Source organism: Streptomyces sp. WAC07094 (genome assembly GCF_036320405.1).
GTDB lineage: Bacteria > Actinomycetota > Actinomycetes > Streptomycetales > Streptomycetaceae > Streptomyces > Streptomyces lannensis.
The window spans coordinates 883,931-909,002 of record NZ_JAVMJZ010000001.1 but is presented as its reverse complement, the minus strand read 5'-3'; the positions used below and the strand labels follow the sequence as shown (position 1 = coordinate 909,002).

The 25,072-nt window shown below is 71.4% G+C and carries 18 protein-coding genes and 1 pseudogene; 13 read left to right on the top strand and 6 right to left on the bottom strand.

Features of this window, described 5'->3' with window-relative positions; all coding sequences use genetic code 11:
- The first annotated feature begins 9 nt into the window (after positions 1-9).
- A complete protein-coding gene (locus RCR19_RS04030; RefSeq protein WP_331263796.1) occupies positions 10-1,194 on the top strand; it encodes an acyl-CoA dehydrogenase family protein in 1,185 nt (394 codons plus the stop codon).
- Between the two features lie 6 nt (positions 1,195-1,200).
- On the opposite strand, the gene RCR19_RS04025 is transcribed toward RCR19_RS04030, so the two are convergent.
- From RCR19_RS04025 to RCR19_RS04010, 4 genes are all read right to left on the bottom strand, one after another.
- Positions 1,201-2,199 carry a Gfo/Idh/MocA family oxidoreductase gene (locus tag RCR19_RS04025; protein ID WP_331263795.1) on the bottom strand — a complete coding sequence of 333 codons (999 nt, stop codon included), beginning with the start codon at positions 2,197-2,199 and terminating at the stop codon, positions 1,201-1,203.
- Positions 2,196-3,221 carry a Gfo/Idh/MocA family oxidoreductase gene (locus RCR19_RS04020; RefSeq protein WP_220290554.1) on the bottom strand — a complete coding sequence of 342 codons (1,026 nt, stop codon included), beginning with the start codon at positions 3,219-3,221 and terminating at the stop codon, positions 2,196-2,198. The genes RCR19_RS04025 and RCR19_RS04020 overlap by 4 nt, the downstream gene beginning before the upstream one ends.
- Positions 3,222-3,282: 61 nt before the next feature.
- Complete coding sequence (locus RCR19_RS04015) at positions 3,283-4,044, bottom strand: SDR family oxidoreductase (RefSeq protein WP_331263794.1); 762 nt, start codon at positions 4,042-4,044, stop codon at positions 3,283-3,285.
- Between the two features lie 15 nt (positions 4,045-4,059).
- Positions 4,060-5,223, bottom strand: a complete 1,164-nt coding sequence (locus RCR19_RS04010) for a phytanoyl-CoA dioxygenase family protein (RefSeq protein WP_331263793.1) — start codon at positions 5,221-5,223, stop codon at positions 4,060-4,062.
- A gap of 137 nt (positions 5,224-5,360) precedes the next feature.
- Between RCR19_RS04010 and RCR19_RS04005 the strand changes: the two genes are divergently transcribed.
- The 8 genes and pseudogenes from RCR19_RS04005 to RCR19_RS03970 all read left to right on the top strand — a co-directional run bounded on the left by RCR19_RS04005 (position 5,361) and on the right by RCR19_RS03970 (position 17,261).
- On the top strand, positions 5,361-6,398 hold the full coding sequence (locus RCR19_RS04005; protein WP_331263792.1) for a LacI family DNA-binding transcriptional regulator: 1,038 nt from the start codon (positions 5,361-5,363) through the stop codon (positions 6,396-6,398).
- 79 nt (positions 6,399-6,477) lie between these two features.
- Positions 6,478-7,275 carry an oxygenase MpaB family protein gene (locus RCR19_RS04000; protein WP_331269339.1) on the top strand — a complete coding sequence of 266 codons (798 nt, stop codon included), beginning with the start codon at positions 6,478-6,480 and terminating at the stop codon, positions 7,273-7,275.
- Positions 7,276-7,334: 59 nt separating this feature from the next.
- Positions 7,335-9,563 carry a serine/threonine-protein kinase gene (locus RCR19_RS03995; protein ID WP_331263791.1) on the top strand — a complete coding sequence of 743 codons (2,229 nt, stop codon included), beginning with the start codon at positions 7,335-7,337 and terminating at the stop codon, positions 9,561-9,563.
- Between the two features lie 56 nt (positions 9,564-9,619).
- Complete coding sequence (locus RCR19_RS03990; RefSeq protein WP_331263790.1) at positions 9,620-11,191, top strand: NAD(P)/FAD-dependent oxidoreductase; 1,572 nt, start codon at positions 9,620-9,622, stop codon at positions 11,189-11,191.
- A 140-nt stretch (positions 11,192-11,331) separates the two neighbouring features.
- On the top strand, positions 11,332-12,441 hold the full coding sequence (locus RCR19_RS03985; RefSeq protein ID WP_331263789.1) for a nitronate monooxygenase family protein: 1,110 nt from the start codon (positions 11,332-11,334) through the stop codon (positions 12,439-12,441).
- A pseudogene (locus RCR19_RS03980) lies at positions 12,438-13,987 on the top strand (acyl-CoA synthetase). The gene RCR19_RS03985 and the pseudogene RCR19_RS03980 overlap by 4 nt, the downstream one beginning before the upstream one ends.
- A 101-nt stretch (positions 13,988-14,088) precedes the next feature.
- Positions 14,089-15,591 carry an acyl-CoA synthetase gene (locus RCR19_RS03975; protein WP_331263788.1) on the top strand — a complete coding sequence of 501 codons (1,503 nt, stop codon included), beginning with the start codon at positions 14,089-14,091 and terminating at the stop codon, positions 15,589-15,591.
- Between the two features lie 149 nt (positions 15,592-15,740).
- The gene (locus tag RCR19_RS03970; RefSeq protein WP_331269338.1) at positions 15,741-17,261 is read left to right on the top strand and encodes a metallophosphoesterase family protein; all 1,521 of its coding nucleotides are present in this window, start codon (positions 15,741-15,743) and stop codon (positions 17,259-17,261) included.
- 51 nt (positions 17,262-17,312) lie between these two features.
- On the opposite strand, the gene paaK is transcribed toward RCR19_RS03970, so the two are convergent.
- Entirely contained in the window at positions 17,313-18,611 is a 1,299-nt protein-coding gene (gene paaK, locus RCR19_RS03965) for a phenylacetate--CoA ligase PaaK (protein WP_331263787.1), read from the bottom strand.
- A 580-nt stretch (positions 18,612-19,191) separates the two neighbouring features.
- Complete coding sequence (locus RCR19_RS03960) at positions 19,192-20,811, bottom strand: acyl-CoA synthetase (RefSeq protein ID WP_331263786.1); 1,620 nt, start codon at positions 20,809-20,811, stop codon at positions 19,192-19,194.
- Positions 20,812-20,995: 184 nt separating this feature from the next.
- Here RCR19_RS03960 and RCR19_RS03955 point away from each other — a divergent pair, with 184 nt between their 5' ends.
- From RCR19_RS03955 to RCR19_RS03940, 4 genes are read left to right on the top strand one after another with little or no spacing between them, the layout of a single operon-like run.
- On the top strand, positions 20,996-21,796 hold the full coding sequence (locus RCR19_RS03955) for a crotonase/enoyl-CoA hydratase family protein (protein WP_331263785.1): 801 nt from the start codon (positions 20,996-20,998) through the stop codon (positions 21,794-21,796).
- Positions 21,797-21,825: 29 nt separating this feature from the next.
- Entirely contained in the window at positions 21,826-22,767 is a 942-nt protein-coding gene (locus tag RCR19_RS03950; RefSeq protein WP_331263784.1) for an OB-fold domain-containing protein, read from the top strand.
- A 2-nt stretch (positions 22,768-22,769) separates the two neighbouring features.
- A complete protein-coding gene (locus tag RCR19_RS03945; protein ID WP_331269337.1) occupies positions 22,770-23,834 on the top strand; it encodes a thiolase domain-containing protein in 1,065 nt (354 codons plus the stop codon).
- Positions 23,831-24,997 (top strand): thiolase domain-containing protein, encoded by a 1,167-nt coding sequence (locus tag RCR19_RS03940; RefSeq protein ID WP_331263783.1) that lies wholly within the window; start codon positions 23,831-23,833, stop codon positions 24,995-24,997. Before RCR19_RS03945 ends, RCR19_RS03940 begins: the two co-directional genes overlap by 4 nt.
- Positions 24,998-25,072 lie beyond the last annotated feature (75 nt).

The following is a 25,072-nucleotide window of genomic DNA, read 5'->3' as shown; positions in this document are numbered from 1 at the left end:
GGAGGCGCCGTGCATCTCGACTACACGCCCGAGCAGCAGCGGTTGCGCACCGAACTGCGCGGCTACTTCGCCCGGCTGGTACCGGACAACGCCTACGCCCGCTACGCCGATCCCGCGACCCAGAAGCGCTTCTACCGCGACACCATCCGCCGCCTGGGCACCGACGGCTGGCTCGGCGTGGGCTGGCCGGAGGAGTACGGCGGGCGCGGGCTGACGCCGATGGAGCAGTTCATCTTCTTCGACGAGGCGGCCCAGGCGGGCGTCCCGCTGCCGCTGATGGCCCTCAACACCGTCGGGCCGACGATCATGCGGTTCGGCACGGAACAGCAGAAGACGTTCTTCCTGCCGAAGATCCTCTCCGGTGAGATCGACTTCGCGATCGGCTACAGCGAGCCGGACGCGGGCACCGACCTGGCGTCCCTGAAGACGCGCGCGGTACACGACGGCGAGGGGAACTACGTCGTGGACGGGCAGAAGATCTGGACCACCAACGGCGACACCGCCGACTGGGTGTGGCTCGCCGTGCGTACGGATCCCGGTGCCCCTTTGCACAAGGGCATCACCATGCTCCTGGTGCCGACCTCCGCCCCCGGCTACTCCTGCACGCTCATCCGCACGCTGGCCTCGCACGACACCACCGCGAGCTACTACGAGAACGTCCGGGTCCCGCTCTCCCACCGCGTCGGCGAGGAGAACGAGGGCTGGCGGCTGATCACCAACCAGCTCAACCACGAGCGTGTCACCCTCGCCGCGCACGGCACCATGGCGATCCGCGCCCTGCACGACGTGCAGCGCTGGGCCATGGAGACCAAGCTCGCCGACGGACGCCGAGTGATCGATCTGTCCTGGGTCAGGCGCCACCTCGCCCGGACGCACACGAAGCTGGACGCGCTGAAGCTCCTCAACTGGCGGATGGTGAACTCCGTCCAGGAGGGCACGCTCACCCCGCAGGACGCCTCGGCCGTCAAGGTCTACGGCTCCGAGGCCCGCCGCGACGCCTACGCCTGGCTCATGGAGATCGTGGCCGCCGCGGGAGGGCTGAAGGAGGGATCGGCGGGCGCCGTGCTCCTCCACGGCGAGCTGGAGCGCGGCTACCGTTCGGCCGTGATCTTCACCTTCGGCGGTGGCAACAACGAGATCCAGCGCGAGATCATCTCCTGGATCGGCCTGGGGATGCTGAGGGTGCGCAGGTGACGCCGGTCAGCTGCGCGGCCGGGGTGCGAATCCCGCCTTCCCGTAGCACTCGTCGATGAGCCGCATCGTCGCCAGCGCGTCCTCCGCGTCGATCGGCAGCGGCTCCCCGTGCCGTACATGGGCGGCGAAGGCGTCGATCTCGTAGGCGTACGAGGACCTGCGGCCCAGTTCCTCCGTGCGCTCGCCTGCCTCCGTGCGCACCACGACCCGGTCGTCCTGGTGCGGCAGCACGAAGTCGACGGCGACCGCCTCACCCCGGGTGCCCACCACCCGGCAGGTCGCCTGCCAGGCGTCCTCCACCATGGAACAGCGCGCGGAACCGGTGACGCCGCCGGGGAACTCGAGGTCCGCGTCCAGCCATGCGTCGACCCCGGGAGCGCCGCTGCGGTCCCCGCCACGGGCGGAGACGAGCCGGGGAGCCCCGCCCGCCCACGGCGCGAACATCCGCTGCGCGTGCAGTCCGTAACAACCCAGGTCCATCATGGCGCCGCCCGCCAGGGGCAGCGACCAGCGCACGTCGTCGTCCGGCGGGGGAGTCATCGCCACGACGGTCTCCACATGCCGCAGCTCACCGAGTTCACCGGAGGCCAGCAGTGTGTGCAACCGCTGGTTGACCGGGTGGAAGAGGTAGTGGAAGGCCTCCATGAAGACGGTGCCCGCCTTAGCGGCCGCCTCCCGGACCTCGGCCGCCTCCTCGGCGTTGCTCGCGGACGGCTTCTCGCTCAGCACATGCTTGCCCGCGCGCAGCGCCGCGAGGTTCCACGGGCCGTGCAGTCCGTTGGGGAGCGGGTTGTAGACGACCTCGACCTCCGGGTCGCTGACGAGATCGGCGTAGGAGTCCACGACCCGCTCCACGTCGTGGGCGTCGGCGAAGGCCCGCGCGCGGTCCCGGTCGCGGGCGGCGACCGCCACCAGACGGTGGCCACCCTCGCGGGCCGGGGAGACGAGAGCCCGTTCACTGATCCGGGCCGCGCCCAGGATCCCGATCCGCAGCGGCTCGCTCATCCCTCGTCCACCTCATCCATGCCGTGCCGAACCTCGTCCATCCGCACCGGGCGGTGCTCCGCCAGCGAGAGCGCGCAGGCCTCGGCGATCCAGCTGGCCTCGATGGCGTCGGCAACGGTACACGGCGAAGGGGTGCGCCCCGCCACGACCTCCGTGAAGGCGGTGAGTTCGGCACGGTAGGCGTCCGCGAAGCGGTCCATGAAGAAGTGGTGCGGGGTACCGGCCGGGAAGGTCGCGCCGGGTTCCACGGACCGCAAGGGCAGCTTGTCCTCCAGGCCCACGGCGATGCTGTCCTTCATACCGTGCAGTTCCAGGCGGACGTCGTAACCGCGCGCGTTGTGCCGGGAGTTGGAGACCACGGCGAGGGTGCCGTCGTCCAGGGTCAGGATCGCCGAGGCGGTGTCGACATCGCCGGCGGCCGCGATGTACGCGGCGCCGCGGTTGCCGCCAGCCGCGTACACCTCGGCGACCTCCCGCCCGGTCACCCAGCGCACGATGTCGAAGTCGTGCACGGAGCAGTCGCGGAAGATGCCGCCGGAGACGGCGATGTACGCCTCCGGCGGCGGCGCCGGGTCCAAGGTGGTGGAGCGCACGGTGTGCAGTCTGCCGAGTTCGTCGGCGAGGACCGCCTTGCGCGCCGCGACACAGCCCGCGTCGAAGCGCCGGTTGTAGCCGATGTGCACCTCGACGCCGCTGTCCCTGACCGCGCGCAGCACGGTCAGGGACTCCTCGACGGTCTTCGCGACCGGCTTCTCGCAGAAGACGGGGACGCCCGCCTCGACCGCGGCGAGGATCAGGGACGGGTGCGCGTCCGTGGCGGCGGCGATCACGACACCGTCGACCCCGGCGGCCAGCAGTGCCTGGGGCGAGTCGACCACCGTCGCCCCGAAACGCTCCGCAGCCGAGGCGGTGGCCGCAGCCACGGGGTCGGTGACCACCAGTGACTCCACAGCGTCGAGTCCGGCGAGGGTGGCCGCGTGGAAGGCGCCGATGCGGCCGAGGCCCAGGATGCCGATACGCATGAGATGTTGCTCCGATCGATCGTGGAAAGCGGTGCGTGAAGCGGTTCGCGCGGTGGCGTCGTCAGCCGAGTCCACCGAGGACGATCTGGTCCCAGTCGATCACCGAACCGGTCACCACGCCGCTGCGGTCGGACAGCAGGAAGACGACGAAGTCGGCGATCTCGTCGACCTGGCCCAGCTTGCCCATCGGCTGCGACTCTGCCGCCTTGCGGCGCCAGTCGTCGCCGGCGCCGTGGAAGGCGCGCTGGACGGCGTCCTCGCCCTCGGTGTCCGTCCAGCCGATGTTGAGCCCGTTGATCCGGATCCGGTCCCAGCGGTGCGCATGGGCGGCGTTGCGGGTCAGACCGGCGAGTCCGGCCTTGGCGGCGACGTAGGGAGCGAGGAAGGGCTGCCCGCCGTGGGCCGAGGAGGTGATGATGTTGACGATGGTGCCGGGTGCCTCGCGCGCCACCATGTCCCGCACGGCCGCCTGCATCGCGAAGAACGGCGCCCGGAGGTTGATCGCGATGTGCGCGTCGAACAGCTCCGGTGTGGTGTCCAGCAGTGTGCCGCGCGAGGTCAGTCCCGCAGCGTTCACGAGGCAGTCGATCCGGCCGTGACGCGCCACGGCCTCCTCCACGCCGCGGCCTGCCTGTGCCGGGTCGGCGAGATCCGCCTGCACGAAGGTGGCGCCCGACTCGGCCGCGAGTTTCTCGCCCACCTCGGCCCGCCGCCCGCTGAGGACGACGCTCGCGCCCTCGCGTACGGCGGCCCGGACGATGCCGGCGCCGACCCCCTGGCTCCCGCCGTTGACGAGGACGACCTTCTCCTCCAGAAGTCCCATGGCTGCTGTGTCCTTTCAGATACGGCGGCGTTCGGCGCCGGCCCGCAGTTCCTCGGCGAGCCGCTCGGGGCTCCAGCCCTGCGACAGGGCCCGCGAAACGGTGTCAGCCTGGGACGGCGGCGCCAGCCCGTCGACCGGCGGGTCCAGGTCGAGATTCGTGGGGAAGGGGTAGCCCTCGGCGCAGGCGGCGACCACCCGGCGCAGCCAGTCCTCACCGGCCCCCTCGCCCCTGCGCCGCAGCAGCACCGGGTAGACCGAGTTCGACACCGTCTCGCGGTCGACCGTCTCCATGGCGCGGCCGAAGGCGGAGGAGATCTGCAGCAGGTTCGCCATGCGCCTGATGTCCGTGGACCGGTTGTGTCCTGCGGCGTGGAAGAGGGCGGGGTTGAAGAACGCCGCGTCACCCTTCTCCAGGGGCAGCTGGACATGGTGCTCGGTGAAGTACGCGACGAACTCCGGCCTGCGCCAGGCCAGATAGCCCGGTCCGAATTTCTGCGAGTGCGGCAGGTACAGCGTCGGGCCGGACTCCACGGGCATGTCGCAGTGCGCCACCGCGCCCTGGAGGGTCAGCACGGGCGACAGGCGGTGGACATGCGCCGGATAGCGGGCGGCCCGGTCCTGGGTGAGGAATCCGAGGTGGTAGTCGCGGTGCACACTCTGCGCGGCGCCGCCCGGGTTGACCTGGTTGATCTGCGAGGTGATCTGGTAGCCGGGACCGAGCCAGGCCTCGGCGACCAGCGCCAGCATGTCGTTGGCGTAGTAGTCGGCGAACGTCTCGGGGTCGCGGACGGCCATCTTGTCGAGCGCGTTCCACACCCGGTCGTTGGCGCCGGGCCGGGCGAAGTGGTCGCCGCGGGCACCGCCCGCCGCCCGCTCCTGCTCGATGACCGCGGTGAAGACGGCGCTCGCCCGGTCCACCACGGTGAGATCGGGGAACGCCCGCTTGAGCACCACGATGCCGGGCCCGTCCATGAGGGCACGCACCCATTCGCTCTGCACGCCCCTCGGGTCGGCGGCCCTCAGCCGGTCGCTGTCGTAGAGCAGGACGTCCTGCTCCACCCCCTCGGCGAGCGGATAGTCACCCGGATCGGTGCGCCGGTCGACCAGGGTGCGGAAGGCGTCGAGGTCGCAGTCCTGCTCCCCGAACCAGGTTCCCGGCCCGATGGCGGTGAGAGACATCGCAAGGTCCTTTCGCCGTGCCGTCGTCTCCGCCAGTCTTGTGAACCCGAGCCCCTCATTCAATGAGCAGAAACCCATCAAAAAACCATCATCGGCAGCCATCCGCAGCAGCCGTCCTCGACCCCCGGGACACAGCCATGGGACACCCGTACACGATCCGTGAGATCGCACGTCAGGCCGGACTGAGCCAGGCCACCGTCGACCGTGTCCTCAATCGTCGGGGCGGGGTCCGGGAGAGCACGGTGCGCGAGGTGCATCAGGCGATCGAGGACCTGGACCGGCAGCGGACACAGGTCCGTATCGGTGGACGTGCCTTCATGATCGACATCGTGATGCAGACCCCGGCCCGGTTCTCGTCGGCGATCCGCGACGCGCTCGAGGCCGAACTGCCCTCCCTCCAGCCCGCCCTCGTCCGCTCCCGTTTCCACTTCCGTGAGACCTGTCCGCCCGCGGAGCTGATCGGCATCCTGGAGCGCATCGCCCGGCGAGGCACCCAGGGTGTGATCCTGAAGGCCCCGGACCTGCCGGAGATCACCGCCGCCGTGGGCAGGCTGGTCGCGGCCGGGATACCCGTGGTCACCCTCGTCACGGACCTTCCCGGCAGTGCGCGCCACGCCTATGTCGGCATCGACAACAGGGCCGCGGGGGCCACCGCCGCCTATCTCCTCGACCAGTGGCTCGGCGAGCGGGCCGGACACGCGCTCGTCACCATCAGCCGGGGCTTCTTCCGCGGCGAGGAGGAGCGCGAGATGGGATTCCGCGCCGCGCTGCGGATGTCGCGGCCCGGCTGTGCGCTGGTCGAGGTCACGGACAGCGACGGGCTTGACGCCACCCAGCGCGACCTCGTGCTGAGCGCGCTGAAGCGGGATCCCGCGATCAACGCCGTCTACTCCGTCGGCGGGGGGAACGCCGCGACCGTCGAGGCCTTCGACGCGCTCGGCCGCGACATCGCCGTCTTCATCGCGCACGACCTCGACCGCGACAACACCCGGCTGCTGGGCGAGCGCCGTATCTCCGCCGTGCTCCACCACGATCTGCGCCAGGACATGCGCCGCGCCTGCCAGACGGTGATGCGGGCGCACGGAGCGCTGCCGGAGGAAGGCCCTCACCTCCCGTCGCCCATCCAGGTGGTCACCCCGTTCAACCTGCCGCCCGACGCGGCCGCGGAGGGTTGAGGAGCCGGCCGGGCGCGGTCACACTGACGACGTGGACGCGGATCCGGGGTTCTTCGGGCCCTCCTCGGTGACCTGGCAGATGCACGGCGACCCCATGATGTGGGTGGCGGGCATCCGAGCGCTCTACCTCCAGGCCCTGCACCCGCCGACCGTGCGCGGGGTCATGCAGAACTCCGACTTCCGGCGCGACGCCTGGGGCAGGCTGATGCGCACGGCCAACTTCGTGGGGACGACGACCTACGGCACCACGCAGGCCGCGGAGCGGGCGGCCACTCGGGTGCGGAAGATCCACGCCATGCTCGGGGCGACGGATCCGGACACGGGCCGGCGCTACGGGGTCGGCGAGCCCGAACTGCTGCTGTGGGTGCACTGCGCGGAGATCGACTCCTATCTGCACGTCCTGCGTCGCTCGGGCTTCCGGCTCACCGACGCGCAGGCCGACCGCTACGTCCACGAGAACCGGGTCGCCGCCGGTCTTGTGGGACTGGATCCGCGGGAGGCCCCGGCCGACCGGGGAGAACTGGCCGCGTACTTCGAGAAGGTGCGGCCCGAGCTCGCCGCCGGACCCGAGGCGCACGAGGTGGACGACTTCCTGCGCCGTCCGCCCGTCCACCCCGTGCTCCGACCGGCGCGCGCCCTGCTGTGGCGGCGTGTGGCCGATCTGGCGTACGCCTCCCTGCCCCCGTACGCCCACGAGTTGTACGGCAGGCCTGCTCCCGGACCCACCACGGTGACCCGGCGTCTGCGCCTCACCGGCACCCTGCTCCGCTGCATTCCCGCACGTCTGCGCTGGCAACTGCCTCCCAAACACATCCTCCGCGCAATGGCCAGACTCGGCCCGGGCGCACGTCCTGCGCCGTACAAAGTCGGCAGATAACTCGCCATACTGGACGGGCCAGGGGAGGGGCGGGGCCGGGACGGGGGCGATCTCAGGCGATGGCGGAGACCAGGCTGATCCAGGGCCGGTATCGGCTGCTCGAGTTGATCGGGCGCGGCGGAATGGGCGAGGTGTGGCGCGCGAGGGACGAATCCCTCGGCAGAAAGGTCGCGGTGAAGTGTCTCAAGCCGATCGGCCCGGACCAGGACCATTCCTTCACGGGGGTCCTGCGGGAGCGGTTCCGGCGCGAGGCGCGCGTGGCCGCCGGCCTCCAGCATCCCGGGGTGACGGTGGTGCACGACTTCGGCGAGTCCGACGATGTGCTGTACCTGGTCATGGAGCTGCTTCAGGGGCGCAATCTCAGCCAGCTTCTGGAGGACAACAAGCACCATCCGCTGCCGCTGGCCGACATCGTCGACATCGCCGAACAGGTCGCGTCGGCGCTCGCCTACACCCATCGCCAGGGCATCGTGCACCGTGATCTGAAGCCCGCCAACATCGTGCGGACGGGCGACGGCACGGTGAAGATCTGCGATTTCGGCATCGCCCGCCTCGGCCACGACATCGGCTTCACCACACGGCTCACGGGCACGGGCATCGCGATGGGCACCCCGCACTACATGTCACCGGAGCAGATCGGCGGGGAACCGGTGGACCAGCGCAGCGACCTGTACTCGCTGGGGTGCGTGCTGTACGAGATCGCCACCGGCGTACCGCCGTTCGACCGCGACGACGCGTGGGCCGTTCTCGTCGGACACCGCGACACGTTGCCGGAGCCGCCGCGCAGTCACCGCGCCGATCTCCCGGAGTACCTGGAGCGCATCGTCCTCGACCTGCTCGCCAAGAGCCCCGACGAGCGCCCGCGGGACGCGCACGAGCTGGCGCGGCGGATCGGCGCGGGCCGCACCCGGTCCGTCTATGTGCCCACGGTCGTCTCGCCCGCACCCGTCGTCCGCTCCTCCTCCCGCGAGCCCCGGCTGCCGTCCTGGACCCGGGGCATGACCACCGGTCACAAGGCCGCGGGCACCGGGCTGCGCACCACCCCGCCCGACGGCCCGGCGGGTCTGACCGACGAGTGGGTCGCCCGTCCCGGCACGGGCCGTCCGGCCGGGCCGGCACCTACGGAACGGCCCACTCCGCCACCGGAGAGGGTGAGCGCCCTGGCCGACCGGCACAACGCGGGGCTGAGCCTCGGCAGGCTCGGCCGTTGGACCGAGGCCGGCCAGGTGCACCGCGGGGTCGCCGCCGAGCGTGAGCATCTTCTCGGCCCGGACCATCCCGACACCCTGGCCAGCCGCTACGAGGTCGGCTTCACACTCAGCCGCACCGGCCGCCCCGCCGACGCCCTGCGGGAGTACACCCACGTCGCCCGGGCCAGGGAGCGGGTGCTCGGCCCCGACCACCCGGACACCCTGGCGGCACGCCAGGAGATGGCCTACGTCCTCGGACAGCTGGGCCGGCCCTTCGAGGCGCATCAGGTGTACACGTCGGTGCTGGCCACCCGGGAGCGCACCATGGGACCGGACCACCCCGACACCCTGCGCTGCCGCCACAACATCGCCTTCAACCTCAGCCGGCTGGGGCGTCTGGAGGACTCGTACCGGACGGCGTACGAGGTGGCGGAGGCCCGGGCCCGGGTGCTCGGCGCCGCACACCCCGACACCCTCGTCACCCGGTACGAGGTCGCCTATGTGCTGGGCCAGTTGGGCCGCTGGGGCGAGGCTCTGCAGACGTACCGGGACGTGGCCGGGGAACGGGCCGCGGCGCTGGGCCCCGACCATCCGGACACCCTCGCCGCCCGCCACGAGATCGGCATCAGCCTCGGCCGGCTCGGACGCAGCGCGCAGGCCCTCGCGCTCTACCGCGAACTGGTGGACGACCGCACCCGGGTCCAGGGCCCTTCGCACCCCGAGACCCTCCGCGCACGGCACGGCCTGGGCGTCAACCTGGGCCGCCTCGGCCGCTGGGAGGAGGCCCTCGCCGAGGCCCGCGACGTGGCCCTGCTGCGCGAGCAGGCACTGGGCCCCGACCACCCGGACGCCCTGGTGAGCCGACGCGAGGTGGCCGTCGGACTGGGCTGGCTCGGCCGCTGGGCCGACGCCCTGAGCGAGTACCGCCGGGTGGCGGCCGCCCGGGAGCGGGTTCTCGGCCCCGACCACGCCGACACCCTCGCCAGCCGCAACGACGAGGCCCACTGCCTCGAGCAGCTGGGCCGTGGCCAGGAGGCGGTGGAGCTGTACCGGAGAGTGGCGGTGTCACGGCAACAGAGGGCGGCGGCCGGACCCTGAGGCGCGCGGTCGGCCCGCCTCTGGCCGATCCGGATCATGGCGTGTTACGAAGGGGCATGCCTGCACACGAGGAATACGACGCCGTGATCGTCGGCGGGGGCCACAACGGACTGGTGGCAGCCGCCTATCTGGCGCGGGCCGGGCGGTCCGTGCTGGTCCTGGAGCGGCTGGAGCGCACCGGGGGAGCCGCGGTCTCGACGCGGCCGTTCGCCGGAGTGGACGCACGGCTGTCGCGCTACTCGTACCTGGTCAGCCTGCTGCCGCGGAAGATCGTGCGGGACCTGGAGCTCGATTTCCGGGTGCGGGCGCGGACCGTGTCCTCGTACACGCCCGTCGAGCGCGACGGCCGGCCCACCGGACTCCTGGTCGGCGGCGGCGAACGGCGGACCCGGGAGGCGTTCGCCCGGCTGACCGGGTCCGAGCGCGAGTACGAGTCCTGGCAGCGCTTCTACGCGATGACCGGGCGGGTCGCCGAAAGGGTCTTCCCCACGCTCACCGAGCCCCTGCCCACCCGGGACGACCTGCGCCACCGAATCGACGACGAGGAGGCGTGGCGGGCGCTGTTCGAGGAGCCGATCGGCGCCGCCGTCGAGGCGAACTTCGCCGACGACCTGGTACGCGGTGTCGTCCTCACCGATGCGCTCATCGGCACCTTCGCGGACGCCCACGACGCCTCCCTGCGCCAGAACCGCTGCTTCCTCTACCACGTCATCGGCGGCGGCACCGGCGACTGGGACGTCCCGGTCGGAGGCATGGGTGCGCTCACCGACGCGCTCGCGGCGGCCGCGCGTGCCGCCGGCGCCGTGATCGCCACCGGGCGGGAGGCGGTGCGCATCGAGACAGACGGGCGCGCCGCCGAGGTCAGTTACCGGAGCGAGGACGCGGAGGGCACCGTGTCCGCCCGCCACGTCCTGGTCAACGCCTCACCGCAGGAGCTGGCCAGGCTCACGGGTGACACTCCACCCGCCCCGGCCGAGGGCGCACAGCTCAAGGTGAACATGCTGCTCACCCGGCTGCCCGCGCTGCGGGACACCGGCGTCGATCCGCGTGAGGCCTTCTCCGGCACCTTCCACATCGCCGAGGGGTACGGGCAACTGGCCGCCGCCCATGCCCAGGCGGCCGCGGGCGCACTGCCCTCGGCGCCGCCCTCGGAGATCTACTGCCACTCCCTCACCGACCCGACCATTCTCGGACCCGACCTCGTCGAGCGCGGCTACCAGACCCTGACCCTCTTCGGTCTGCACACGCCCGCGCGGCTCTTCGAAGGCGACAACGACGGTGTGCGCGACGAATTGCTGAAGTCGACGCTGGCGCAACTCGACGCCCACCTCGCCGAGCCCCTCGAGGACTGTCTGGCCCTGGACGCGGACGGCCGTCCCTGCATCGAGGCGAAGACCCCGCTCGACCTGGAGCGCGATCTGCGTCTGCCCGGCGGCAACATCTTCCACCGTGAACTGGCATGGCCGTACGCACAGGAGGGCACGGGCCGCTGGGGCGTGGAGACCCCGCACGCGAACGTCCTGCTGTGCGGTGCCGGAGCGGTACGGGGCGGCGGGGTGAGCGGGGTGCCGGGGCACAACGCGGCGATGGCGGTCCTCGAAACGGCGGAGAGCACCTCGGCACCATGACCGGGCGGCGGACGCCCGTTCCCGCACGCCCCGCACCGGGGTCGTGGCCGGGTCCGGGCTCCGCGGGTTCCCGGCAAGTGATCTGACGGAGTATCAGAAACAGTCTTCCCTCCTCCGGACCGCTGCGGCATCCTGCGCCCATGCAGACGGAGCTGAGCGAGCAACTCGGCGTCGAGCACGCCCTCTTCGGCTTCACGCCGTTCCCCGCCGTGGCCGCGGCCATCAGCAGGGCCGGCGGCCTCGGCGTGCTCGGCGCGGTCCGCTACACCGCCCCCGACGACCTCAAGCGCGACCTGGACTGGGTCGAGGGACATGTCGACGGCAGGCCGTACGGGCTCGACGTCGTCATGCCCGCCAGGAAGGTGGAAGGCGTCACCGAGGCCGATGTCGAGGCGATGATCCCGCAGGGGCACCGCCGGTTCGTCGAGGACACCCTCGCCCGGTACGGGGTGCCCGAACTGGCCGACGGCGAGGCGTCGGGGTGGCGGATCACCGGGTGGATGGAGCAGGTCGCCCGCTCGCAGCTGGACGTCGCCTTCGACTACCCGATCGCACTGCTCGCCAACGCGCTGGGCTCCCCGCCCGCCGACGTCGTCCGGCGCGCGCACGACCGGGGTGTCCTGGTCGCCGCGCTCGCCGGCAGCGCCCGGCATGCGCGCAAACACCGGCAGGCGGGCATCGACATCGTCGTCGCCCAGGGGTACGAGGCCGGTGGACACACCGGGGAGATCGGCTCCATGGTGCTCACCCCCGAAGTCGTCGACGCCGTCGCTCCGTTGCCCGTGCTGGCGGCCGGCGGCATCGGCTGCGGCCGGCAGGTCGCCGCCGCCCTCACGCTCGGCGCGCAGGGGGTCTGGCTCGGCTCGATCTGGCTGACCACCACCGAGGCGGAACTGCCCTCGCGCGCATTGGTGCGCAAACTGCTCGCCGCGGGATCGGGCGACACCGTCCGCTCCCGGGCGCTGACCGGCAAACCGGCCCGGCAGTTGCGCACCGAGTGGACCGACGCCTGGGACGACGCCGGCGGACCCGGCACACTCCCCATGCCCCTGCAGGGGCTGCTCGTGGCCGACGCGATCTCTCGCATCCAGCGGTACGAGGTGGAACCGCTGCTCGGCACTCCGGTGGGGCAGATCGTCGGCCGGATGAACGAGGAGCGCAGTGTCCAGGCGGTCGTCGACGACCTCACCCGCGGCTTCGAGCGGGCCGTCGACCGCCTCAACCGGATCGCAGGAAGGAGCCGGCAGTGAGCCAGGAGGCCAACGGATTCTGGGCCCAGGCCGGGGAAGACCCCGACCGTAGGGTCCTCGTCGCGCCCGACGGGGAGGAGTGGACCGCCCGACGGCTGCTGTCCGCGGCGAACAGGATGGTCCACGGACTACGGGCGGCGGGGCTCGAACGGGGGGACTCCTTCGCGGTGGTGCTGCCCAACGGAGCCGAGCTGTTCACCGCCTATCTGGCCGCCACCCAGGCCGGCCTCTACCTCGTCCCCGTCAACCACCACCTCGTCGGACCCGAGATCGCCTGGATCGTCGCCGACTCCGGCGCCAAGGTGCTCATAGCGCACGAGAGGTTCGCGGAGGCGGCGCGCGGCGCCGCCGACGAGGCGGGGCTGCCGGCCGCGGGACGGTACGCCGTCGGCGCGGTCGAGGGCTTCCGGCCCTACGCCGAACTCCTCGACGGACAGCCCGAGTCGGCCCCCGGCGGACGCACCCTCGGCTGGGTCATGAACTACACCTCGGGCACGACCGGGCGGCCCCGCGGCATCAGGCGTCCGCTGCCCGGCACAGCGCCGGAGCAGTCGCATCTCGGCGGTTTCCTAGGCATCTTCGGCATCAAGCCGTACGACGACAACGTCCACCTCGTCTGCTCACCGCTGTATCACACGGCGGTGCTCCAGTTCGCCGGCGCGGCGCTGCACATCGGCCATCGGCTGGTGCTCATGGACAAGTGGACGCCGGAGGGGATGCTCCGCCTGATCGACACCCACCGGTGCACCCACACGCACATGGTCCCCACCCAGTTCCACCGGCTCCTCGCGCTTCCGGACGAGGTGCGGGCGCGCTACGACGTCTCCTCCATGCGGCATGCCATCCACGGCGCCGCCCCCTGCCCCGACCACGTCAAGCGGGCGATGATCGAGTGGTGGGGCGACAGTGTCGAGGAGTACTACGCGGCCAGCGAGGGCGGCGGTGCCTTCGCGTCAGCCGAGGACTGGCTGAAGAAGCCCGGAACCGTCGGCAGGGCGTGGCCCATCAGCGAACTCGCCGTCTTCGACGACGACGGCAACCGGCTGCCGCCCGGTGAACTGGGCACCGTCTACATGAAGATGAGCACCGGCGGCTTCTCCTACCACAAGGACGAGACCAAGACGCGCAAGAACCGCATCGGGGACTTCTTCACCGTGGGCGACCTCGGCCAGCTCGACGAGGACGGCTACCTCTTCCTGCGCGACCGCAAGATCGACCTGATCATCTCCGGCGGGTCAACATCTACCCCGCGGAGATCGAGGCCGCTCTGCTCGGCCACCCCTCCGTCGCCGACGCGGCCGCCTTCGGCATCCCGCACGACGACTGGGGCGAGGAGGTGAAAGCGGTCGTCGAACCCGCGCCGGGCCATGAGCCGTCGCCGGCGCTCGCCGAGGCCATCCTCGGCCACTGCGCCCGGCGGCTCGCCGACTACAAACGGCCCAGGAGCGTCGACTTCGTAGGAACGCTGCCCCGCGACCCGAACGGCAAGCTGTACAAGCGCCGGCTGCGCGATCCGTACTGGGAAGGCCGCACCCGTCCGGTGTGAGTCGGGGCCGGTTTTCTCGTGCCGCGGACGTAGGGAGCTTGACCTCCCCGGCGGCACGGAACGAGGATCGCGCCAGGCTGAGGCGGACGAAGGGGCTGTTCATGACGGCGGGACGAAGCGTCACGGTCGACGGCACGCTGCGGCGCAGTGCCCGGCGGACCCCGGAGCGCAGGGCGATCGACTACGGCGACCGGTCGTGGACGTACGCCGAACTCGACGACGCCGTCTCCCGCGCCGCCCGCGTCCTGCGCGATGCCGGGCTCTCGCGCGGGGACCGGGTCGGTGCCCTCGGTCACAACTCCGACGCGTATCTGATCGCCTTCCTGGCCTGTGCCCGCGCCGGTCTCGTGCACGTTCCGATCAACCAGAACCTGATCGGCGACGACCTGTCGTACATCGTGGAGCAGTCGGGCTGTGCGCTCGTACTCGTGGATCCGTCCCTCGCCGGCAACCTTCCCGCCGGCGTACGGGTGCTGGCGCTGCGGGACGCCGACGACTGCCTGCTCGTACGGCTCGCCGGCACCGAGCCGTACGACGGAGCGGAGCCGCGGGGCGAGGACCTGGTGCAGCTCCTCTACACCTCCGGGACCACCGCGCTTCCCAAGGGCGCGATGATGACGCACCGTGCGCTGGTGCACGAGTACCTGAGCGCGATCACCGCCCTCGACCTGAGCGCGGGCGACCTGCCGGTGCACTCGCTGCCGCTGTACCACTCGGCGCAGATGCATGTCTTCCTGCTGCCCTATCTGGCAGTGGGAGCGCAGAACGTGATCCTCGACGCGCCCGACGGCGACCGGCTCTTCGACCTGATCGAGCAGGGCCGGGCGGACAGCCTGTTCGCGCCGCCCACCGTGTGGATCGGCCTGGCCGGCCGCCCCGACTTCGCCACCCGGGACCTCAGCGGGCTGCGCAAGGCGTACTACGGCGCCTCGATCATGCCGGTGCCCGTCCTGGAGCGCCTCAAGGAGCGGCTGCCCGAACTCGCCTTCTACAACTGCTTCGGGCAGAGCGAGATCGGGCCGCTGGCCATGGTCCTCGGACCGTACGAGCACAAGGGGCGCATGGACTCGTGCGGGCGGCCGGTACTGTTCGTGGAGGCGAAGCTCGCCGACCGGGCCGGCGATGACGTCCCGGACGGAGAGCAGGGCGAAATCGTCTACCGTTCCCCGCAGTTGTGCGAGGGCTACTGGGACAAGCCCGAGGAGAGCGCCGAGGCCTTCCGGGACGGTTGGTTCCATTCCGGGGACCTCGCCGTACGGGACGCGGACGGGTACTTCACCATCGTCGACCGGGTCAAGGACGTGATCAACTCCGGTGGCGTCCTGGTCGCCTCACGGCAGGTCGAGGACGCGCTGTACACACATCCGTCGGTCGCCGAGGCGGCGGTCGTCGGCCTGCCGGACGAGCGGTGGATCGAGGCCGTCACGGCCGTCGTCGTCGCACGTGAGGAGGTCACGGAGGCGGAACTCATCGCCCACACCCGGGAGCGGCTCGCGCCCTTCAAGGCGCCGAAGCGAGTGCTGTTCGTGGACGCGCTGCCTCGCAACGCGAGCGGGAAGATCCTCAAACGGGAGTTGCGGGACCGGTTCGGCGACACGGTGTGAAACGCGACGCGAGGAGGCGCGGAACACCGGCTCCCCGGCTCGGCGCCGACCGCGCCGGGCCCGACTCCACGCCGAGTTGTCGCGTGCCCGACCCGGCACCGCCGTCGCCTCCACCGATGCCGTTCACTGCGCCCGGGCACGCACCGGACATGCGCTGCTGCCTCTCCGCCCCCCTTGCGGCCGTGTCGGCCCTGCCCGCCCCGTGCGAGCTGCTGCGCTCCGGCGCCCTGCTCGCCCCGGCCCTGTTGCGGGCCGCCTCCGTCGCCGTCCTCCGCCGGCCGGTGCACAGGGGCCGGCCCGCGCACCGCGACGCCGTCGCAGCCGTCCATCTGGAACTGGTGACCCTGGCCGAGGACCACGCCGTCGTCACCTGGTACACCGGGGTACCGGGCACCCACGACGGACTGGGCCGGATGATCCCGGCGGTCACGGAAGGCGAGGTCGTCTACGGAACGAGCCCCTGGCGCCTGAACCGCACCGCGGGGGAGGACCGGCCCACTGCGTACCACCAGGTGGAACTCACCGACCTGGAACCGGGGCAGACGTACTACTACCAGGCCCGCTCCCGGGGTGTGGCCGCCGCCCCCACTCCGCTGCACCTGGTGCGCGGCAACGCCGTGGGCACCGTTGCGCACGGCCTCGGCACGCGCGGAGGCCCGTACTGCTTCACCACACCGCAGCCCCCGCCCGGGCGCCATCTGCTGACCATCGCGCTGTGCAACGATCTGCACCTGGGCGAGACGACCGCCGGACTCGTGGGCCGTCTGCCCCTGATGCGGGGGGTCTCGCAGGAGTCGGGGCTCGCGCCCTATCCCGAGATCATGAGCCGGGCGATGGTGGAGGAGGCGCGCCGTCGCGGTGCCGACCTGCTGCTGGCCGCGGGGGACATCTCGGCCGGGGGAGCCCCGAGGGACCTGACGGAGGCCAGGCGCATACTCGACGGTTTCGGGGCGCACGGCCGGGACTACTTCGTCGTACGGGGCAACCACGACCGAGCCGCGCTCGGCACCTGCCGCGAGGACTGCCGGCAGTGCTCGGGCATGAGCGCGGACACCTTCCGGGAGGGGTTCGCCGGTGCGGACGGGTCCGCGTACTTCGCGCGTGACGTGGGCGGACTGCGGATCGTCGGCCTCGACACCTACGAGAAGCACGGGACCGGAGCGGACGCGGGCGGCCTCGGTGGCGAGCAACTTTCGTGGTTCCGGCGCCAGTTGAAGGAGCACAAGGAACAACCCACCGTGGTCTTCGGCCACCATCCGCTCACCGTGCGGGACTCCGTCTTCCCCGTGACGGCCGGCCAGCGGTTGCGCCGCGACCAGGCCCGCACGATCCTCGAGGCCTACGGCGCCGCGCCCGGCGTCTTCCTCCATCACGCGGGCCACACCCATCGCAACAAGCGCACCCTCCTGCCGCAGGCCCCGCACGTGACCCTGCAGGAGGTCGGTGCGGTCAAGGAGTATCCGGGCGGCTTCTGCCTGCTGCGGATCCACGCCGGCGGTTACGCGCTGAACTTCTACCGCGCCGGTGGCGCCGCGGCGAGGGCGTGGACGGAGCGCAGCCGCTGGGTGGCGGCGGGCCTGTGGCCGCATCACGCGCTGGGCCGTTCCGTCGCCGACCGCAACGCCGTGGTCGTCCGCGACCTGTCCGGCATCCGGCGCCCCACCCCGTGAAGGAGTCGCCGGGATGCCACCTTGTCGGCGGTGCCTGCGAGGAGGCGCCGGTCACCGGCCCGTGCGCAGGTCCACGATCCGCCGGATCTTGCCCACCGAACGCTCGAGCGACTCGGGTTCGACGATCTCCACCGCCACCGAGACGCCCACGCCGTCCTTCACGGCCGCGGCGATGGCGAGCGCGGCGGCCTCCCGGATCTCGGAACCGGCGTCGGGCCGCGCCTCGGCCCGTACGGTCAGTGCGTCGAGCCGCCCCTCACGGGTGAGCCGGAGCTGGAAGTGCGGTGCCACACCCGGCGTCCGCAGCACGATCTCCTCGATCTGGGTGGGGAAGAGGTTCACGCCGCGCAGGATGACCATGTCGTCGCTGCGCCCGGTGATCTTCTCGATCCGCCGGAAGGTGCGCGCGGTGCCCGGGAGCAGACGGGTGAGGTCCCGGGTCCGGTAGCGGATCACGGGCATGGCCTCCTTGGTGAGGGAGGTGAAGACCAGCTCGCCCTCCTCACCGTCGGGCAGCACCTCACCGGTGATCGGGTCGACGATCTCGGGGTAGAAGTGGTCCTCCCACACGTGGAGGCCGTCCTTGGTCTCGACGTACTCCTGTGCCACGCCCGGACCGACGACCTCCGAGAGGCCGTATATGTCGACCGCGTCGATGGCGAACCGCTCCTCGATCTCGCGTCGCATCTCCTCGGTCCACGGTTCGGCACCGAAGATCCCGACGCGCAGCGAGGTGCTCCGCGGGTCGACCCCTTGGCGTTCGAACTCGTCCAGCAGGGTCAGCATGTACGAGGGGGTCACCATGATGATGCCCGGCTTCAGGTCCTGGATCAGCTGCACCTGCCGTGACGTCATGCCGCCGGAGGCGGGGACGACCGTGCAGCCGAGGCGTTCGGCGCCGTAGTGGGCGCCGAGGCCTCCGGTGAACAGGCCGTAGCCGTACGCGACATGCACCGTGTCACCGGGCCGGCCGCCGGCCGCGCGGATCGACCGGGCGACCATGTCCGACCACATGGACAAGTCGTTCTCGGTGTACCCGACGACCGTGGGGCGCCCGGTGGTGCCGCTCGAGGCGTGGATCCGCCGGAGCCGCTCCCGGGGCACCGCGAACATCCCGTACGGGTAGTTCTCCCTCAGGTCCGCCTTCACGGTGAAGGGGAACCGGGCGAGGTCGGCGAGCGTGCGGCAGTCGTCTGGGTGGACGCCGGCCTTGTCGAAGGAGTCCCGGTAGAACGGCACGTGTGTGTAGGCGTGTCGCAACGATGCCCGCAACCGCTCGATCTGCAGGACCCGCAGTTCCTCCGCGTCGAGCCGTTCTCCCGCGTCCAGCAGGTCGTGCGCTTCCGCCATCGCGCCGTCTCCCTCGCCAACCACATCAATCCGGGCGACCGATCATTCGGTCGGATCTGCTGGGGATCAGTAATCCAGCTCGTCGGCCCGCAGGCAAGAGGTCTGCCTCCGGTTTCCTGCGCCGCAGTGCGCACGCGCGAGGAGGGTGCGCGATCGCGGCCGGCTTCCGCCTGCCCGAAACGATCAGGGACATGCCGCGTCCGCCCCCTGCGGAGGGACCTCGCTCGCTGTCGGGGCGAGCCGGCCCACTCGTCGGCCCACTCGTCGGCCCGCTCGGCGGCGCCCCGGCGACCTTCGGCGGCGGCCGCCGTGCGCGGGTCCGAGTGCGGCCGAAACCGGTGGACCCCACGATCCACGGATGTGACCAGGGGGCCGACCGTGGAGGCACTGCGCCACCCGGCGCGCGCCGGCCGCGCCCCCCGCGAGGCGGCATGCCATTCCGGTCGCGTCATGAGACAGACCTCGATCACCGCCGAGTCCCTGAGGGCTCGGGTCCCCGACGGGCGGAGCGAACGTGCGATCGGTGAGACGGTCGCAGGCGCCGCGCGAACACCCCGATGGGCGGCCGGACCCGACATCGTCAGCGGTTCGCCGCCGCCGCGATCTGCTTCGCCCAGCGGTAGTCCGCCTTGCCGCTCGGCGAACGCCGGACGGCCTCGGTGATCACCAGCTGGCGCGGCACCTTGTAGCCCGCCAGCCGCGTTCGGCAGTGACTCCGGATGTCGTCCAGGGACGGCCGCGCCGCTCCCGTGCGCAACTGCACGACCGCGGCGACGTGGTTGCCCCATCTCGCGTCGGGCACCCCGGTCACCAGCGCGTCGTAGACGTCCGGATGTGACTTGAGCGCCTGCTCGACCTCCTCCGGATACACCTTCTCCCCGCCGGTGTTGATGCACTGCGAGCCGCGACCGAGGACCGTGACGACCCCCTCCTCGTCGACCGTGGCCATGTCGCCGAGGAGCACCCAGCGCACGCCGTCCTTGAGGAAGAAGGTCTCGGCGGTCTTCCCCGGGTCGTTGTAGTAGCCGAGGGGTACGTTCCCGCACTGCGCGACGCGGCCCACGTCACCGGCCGCCACCGGTTCATGGGTGACCGGATCCACCACACGGGTGCGGGAGTTGACGTGGATGCGGAAGCCGTTGTCCGGGCCGGAGTCGGGGGTGGCGGTTCCGTTGAAGCCCGACTCCGAGGAACCGAAGTTGTTCAGCAGCACGGCGTTCGGGACGAGTGCCTGGAACTGTGCCCGCACCGTCTCCGACATGATGGCCCTGGACGACGACACGCTGAACAGGGACGAGCAGTCCGTGCCCTTCATCGGACCGTTCAGTGCGTCGATCAGCGGCCGCAGCATCGCGTCGCCCACCAGCGACACGCTGGTGGCCTTCTCCTTCTCGACGGTGCGCAGCACCTCTTCGGCCACGAACTTGCGGTGGATCACGATCCGCTGTCCGAAGTTGAAGCCGATGAACGCCGTCAGCGTGGAAGTGCCGTGCATCAGCGGGGGAGTCGGGAAGAAGGTGATGCCGTCCCCGCCGGCGGCGACGCACTCGGCGAGCTCCTGCGGCCTGCGCACCGGATCGCCGGTCGGTGCGCCGCCGCCGAGGCCCGCGAAGAACAGGTCCTCCTGGCGCCACATCACACCCTTGGGCATGCCGGTGGTGCCGCCGGTGTAGATGATGAACTGGTCGTCGGCCGAACGCGGGGCGAAGTCCCGCCCGGGAGAGGCGGCGGCCACGGCCTCGGCGAAGTCCTCGGCGGGCGGGCCGGCCGCGTCCGGGGGCGGGGTGCCCACCCGCAGCAGATGCCTCAGCCTTTCCGCCCGGGGCGCGGCCGTGGCCACCCGGTCGGCGAACTCCGCGTCGAAGACGAGCGCAACCCGGTCCGCATCCCGGTAGAGGTACGCCAACTCCTCCTCGATGTAACGGTAGTTGACGTTCACCGGGACGATCCTGGCCTTCAGGCAGCCGAGCACCGTCTGCAGGTACTCGATCCCGTTGTACAGGTGGAGCCCCAGATGCTCCCCGGGCCGCATCCCCGCGTCGAGCAGGTGGTGTGCGACGCGGTTGGCCGCCGCGTCCAGGTCCGCGTAGGTGAGGCGGTGCTCGGCGCCCGTGCCGGGGTGGTCGACGTACACGAGCGCCTCGCGGTCCGGAACCACGTCGACGACCGACTCGAACAGGTCCGCAAGGTTGTACTCCACCGCTCCTCCTGACCCCGGCGCCGCTCCGCGAAGAAGGCGATCCTCGGTTCGCGGGTCATCAGAGCAAAGGCCGGCGCAACTGGGAAGGGCCCCGGCACAGGAAATCTGACTATCTGTCAGAAAACCCTTGTCCTGGCTCCGCGCCTCCTGCAACCTGTTCTCGTTCCGCAGACGGGAGGAAGCGATGGGTGGGACCGAACACCTCACCGTGCAGCGCGAAGGCGCCACACTGGTGCTCACGCTCAACCGGCCCGAAGCCAGGAACGCGCTCTCGTTGCCGATGCTGGTGGGGCTCTACGACGGCTGGATCGAGGCCGACGAGGACGACGAGGTCCGCTCGATCGTGCTCACCGGCTCCGGTGGCTCCTTCTGTGCCGGGATGGACCTCAAGGCCCTTGCCGGCAAGGGGATGGAGGGGCAGCAGTACCGCGACCGGCTCGCCGCCGACCCGGATCTGCACTGGAAGGCGATGCTGCGCCATCATCGCCCCCGCAAACCGGTGATCGCCGCCGTCGAGGGGCCGTGCGTGGCGGGCGGCACCGAGATTCTGCAGGGGACCGACATCCGGGTGGCGGGGGAGTCCGCGACCTTCGGCCTGTTCGAGGTGCGGCGCGGACTCTTCCCCATCGGTGGTTCGACCGTCCGCCTCCAGCGGCAGATCCCGCGGACCCACGCCCTCGAGATGCTGCTCACCGGTCGCCCGTACACGGCAGGCGAGGCGGCCGGCATCGGTCTTGTCGGCCGTGTCGTGCCCGACGGCACCGCGCTCGCCGCGGCCCTGGAGACGGCGGAACGGATCAACGCCTGCGGCCCGCTCGCGGTCGAGGCCGTCAAGGCGTCCGTGTACGAGACCGCCGAGATGACCGAGACCGAAGGGCTCGCCGCCGAACTGAAGCGCGGATGGCCCGTCTTCGACACGGCGGACGCGAGGGAAGGCACCCGCGCGTTCGCGGAGAAGCGGCCGCCCGTCTACCGACGCGCGTGATCCCCCCGGGAGACACAAGGAGATACGGGATGCCCGAAGTCCTCAAAGCCCCCCTCGTCGTGGAGTTCCCCTTCACCCGCTCTCTCGGGCCCGTGCAGAGCGCCTTCCTCACGGGTCTGCGGGAACGTGTTGTCCTCGGGGTGCGGACAAGCGACGGCCGGACCCTCGTCCCGCCCGTCGAGTACGACCCCGTGACCGCCGAGGAACTCCGCGACCTCGTCGAGGTCGCCCCCACCGGGACCGTCACCACATGGGCCTGGAACCACGCCCCCCGCCGCGGCCAGCCCCTCGACCGCCCCTTCGCCTGGGTCCTGGTCCGGCTCGACGGCGCGGGCACCGCCCTGCTGCACGCCCTCGACGCCTCCGGCCCAGGTGCCGTACGGACCGGCATGCGGGTCCGGATCCGCTGGGCCGCGGAGCGCTCCGGCGCCATCACGGACGTCGCCTGCTTCGAGCCCTACGACGGTGATCCCGTCGAACCGGGCGGCCACGACGGCGAGTTCGAGGACGGGGTGACCGGCATCATGGTCCCGGCCCGGCTCGACTACGTCTACACGCCCGGTCGCGCACAGTCCGCCCACATCGGCGCCCTGTCCGAACGCCGGACCGTGGGCGAGCGCTGCCCCTCGTGCCGAAAGGTGTACATCCCGCCCCGAGGCGCCTGCCCCACCTGCGGTGTCGCCACGTCCGAGCAGGTCGAGGCGGGGCCCCGCGGCACGGTCACCACCTTCTGCATCGTGAACATCAAGGCGAAGAACCTCGACATCGAAGTGCCGTACGTCTACGCGCACATCGCCCTCGACGGCGCCGACCTCGCGCTGCACGGCCGCATCGGGGGCATCCCCTACGACCAGGTGCGCATGGGGCTGCGGGTCGAGCCGGTGTGGATCGAAGGGGCGCGCCATCCCGATCACTACCGGCCCACGGGTGAACCGGACGCGGACTACGAGTCGTACAAGGAGCTGCTGTGAGGCTGGAAGAAGACCCAGAGGTCCGCGAGATCGCCGTCGTCGCCTTCGCGCAGACCGACCATCGGCGCACCACCGAGGAACTCTCCGAGGTGGAGATGCTCATGCCGGTGCTGCACGACGTGCTGCACCGGACAGGTCTGCAGGCCGCCGACATCGATTTCACCTGCTCCGGCTCCAGCGACTACCTCGCGGGGCGCGCCTTCTCGTTCACCCTCGCACTGGACGGCGTGGGAGCCTGGCCCCCGATCTCCGAGTCGCACGTCGAGATGGACGGCGCGTGGGCGCTGTACGAGGCCTGGACGAAGCTGCTCACGGGTGACGCCGACACCGCGCTGGTCTACGCGTACGGCAAGTCTTCGGCCGGATCCGTACGGGACGTCCTGACCCGTCAGCTCGACCCGTACTACACGGCGCCGCTGTGGCCGGACTCGGTGGCGCTCGCCGCGCTCCAGGCGCAGGCGCTCATCGACGCGGGTGAGACCGATGAACCGGCGCTGGCCGGCATCGCCGCCCGCAGCCGTACCGCCGCGGCCGACAACCCCCATGCACAGTTGAGGGGTTCGGTCCCGCACGGTGACTACCGGGTTCGGCCGCTGCGCACCGGCGACTGCCCGCCGATCGGCGACGGTGCCGCCGCCGTGGTCCTCGCGGCGGGTGAGCGGGCCCGGGAGCTGTGTGCACGCCCCGCGTGGATCCGGGGCATCGACCACCGGATCGAGGCGCACGGCCTCGGAGTGCGCGACCTCACCGACTCGCCGTCGACACGGCTCGCGGCGGAGAAGGCCGGGGTCTTCGAACGCCCCATCGACACCGCCGAGTTGCATGCGCCGTTCACCGCCCAGGAGGTGGTCCTGCGCAGGGCCCTGCGCCTGGACGGCACGGTCACCGTCAACCCCTCCGGAGGGGCCCTCGCGGCCAACCCGGTGATGGCCGCCGGTCTGATCCGCATCGGAGAGGCCGCCGCCCGTATCCACCGCGGCGCCTCCGACCGCGCGCTCGCCCACGCCACGTCCGGCCCGTGCCTGCAGCAGAACCTGGTCGCCGTACTCGAAGGGGAGCCGCGATGAGCAAGGAGCCCGTGGCCGTCACCGGCATCGGACAGACCAAGCATGTGGCGGCGCGCCGGGACGTGTCCATCGCCGGGCTCGTCCGGGAGGCCGCCCGACGTGCCCTGGAGGACGCCGAGTTGACCTGGTCGGACATCGACGCCGTGGTCATCGGCAAGGCGCCCGACTTCTTCGAGGGCGTCATGATGCCGGAGCTGTATCTCGCCGATGCCCTCGGCGCCGTCGGCAAGCCCATGCTCAGGGTGCACACCGCGGGTTCGGTGGGCGGTTCCACCGCTCTCGTGGCGGCGGGTCTCGTCGCGGCCCGTGTGCACGGCACGGTGCTGACCCTCGCCTACGAGAAGCAGTCCGAGTCCAACGCCATGTGGGGTCTGTCGCTGCCGATCCCCTTCCAGCAGCCGCTGCTGGCCGGAGCGGGCGGCTTCTTCGCCCCGCACGTGCGCGCCTATATGCGACGCAGCGGCGCCCCCGACACGGTCGGTTCACTGGTCGCTTACAAGGATCGGCGCAATGCCCTGAAGAACCCGTACGCCCACCTGCACGAGCACGACATCACCTTGGAGAAGGTGCAGTCCTCGCCCATGCTCTGGGACCCGATCCGCTACTCGGAGACCTGCCCGTCCTCCGACGGCGCCTGTGCCATGGTGCTCACCGACCGTGCGGGAGCGGCCCGTTCACCCCGGCGTCCCGCATGGATGCTCGGTGGAGCGATGCGCAGCGAGCCGACCCTCTTCGCCGGCAAGGACTTCGTCTCCCCGAGGGCGGGCAAGGACTGTGCCGCCGACGTCTACCGGCAGGCGGGGATCGCCGACCCGCGCCGGGACGTCGACGCGGTGGAGATGTACGTGCCCTTCTCCTGGTACGAGCCGATGTGGCTGGAGAACCTCGGTTTCGCCGCGGAGGGCGAGGGCTGGAAGCTCACCGAGTCGGGCGTGACCGAGCTCGACGGGGACCTGCCCGTCAACATGTCGGGCGGAGTGCTCTCGACGAACCCCATCGGCGCCTCCGGCATGATCCGCTTCGCGGAGGCGGCACTCCAGGTGCGCGGACAGGCGGGAGAACACCAGGTGGACCGGGCCCGGCGGGTCCTCGGGCACGCCTACGGCGGAGGGTCCCAGTTCTTCTCCATGTGGCTGGTCGGGGACCGTCCGCCGACCTCGTGACGGCATCCCCGTCACATGACCTGTCGGCAGTGGGATGCGATGGCTAGGCTGGCCGCGGACGACGAACCGGGAGGA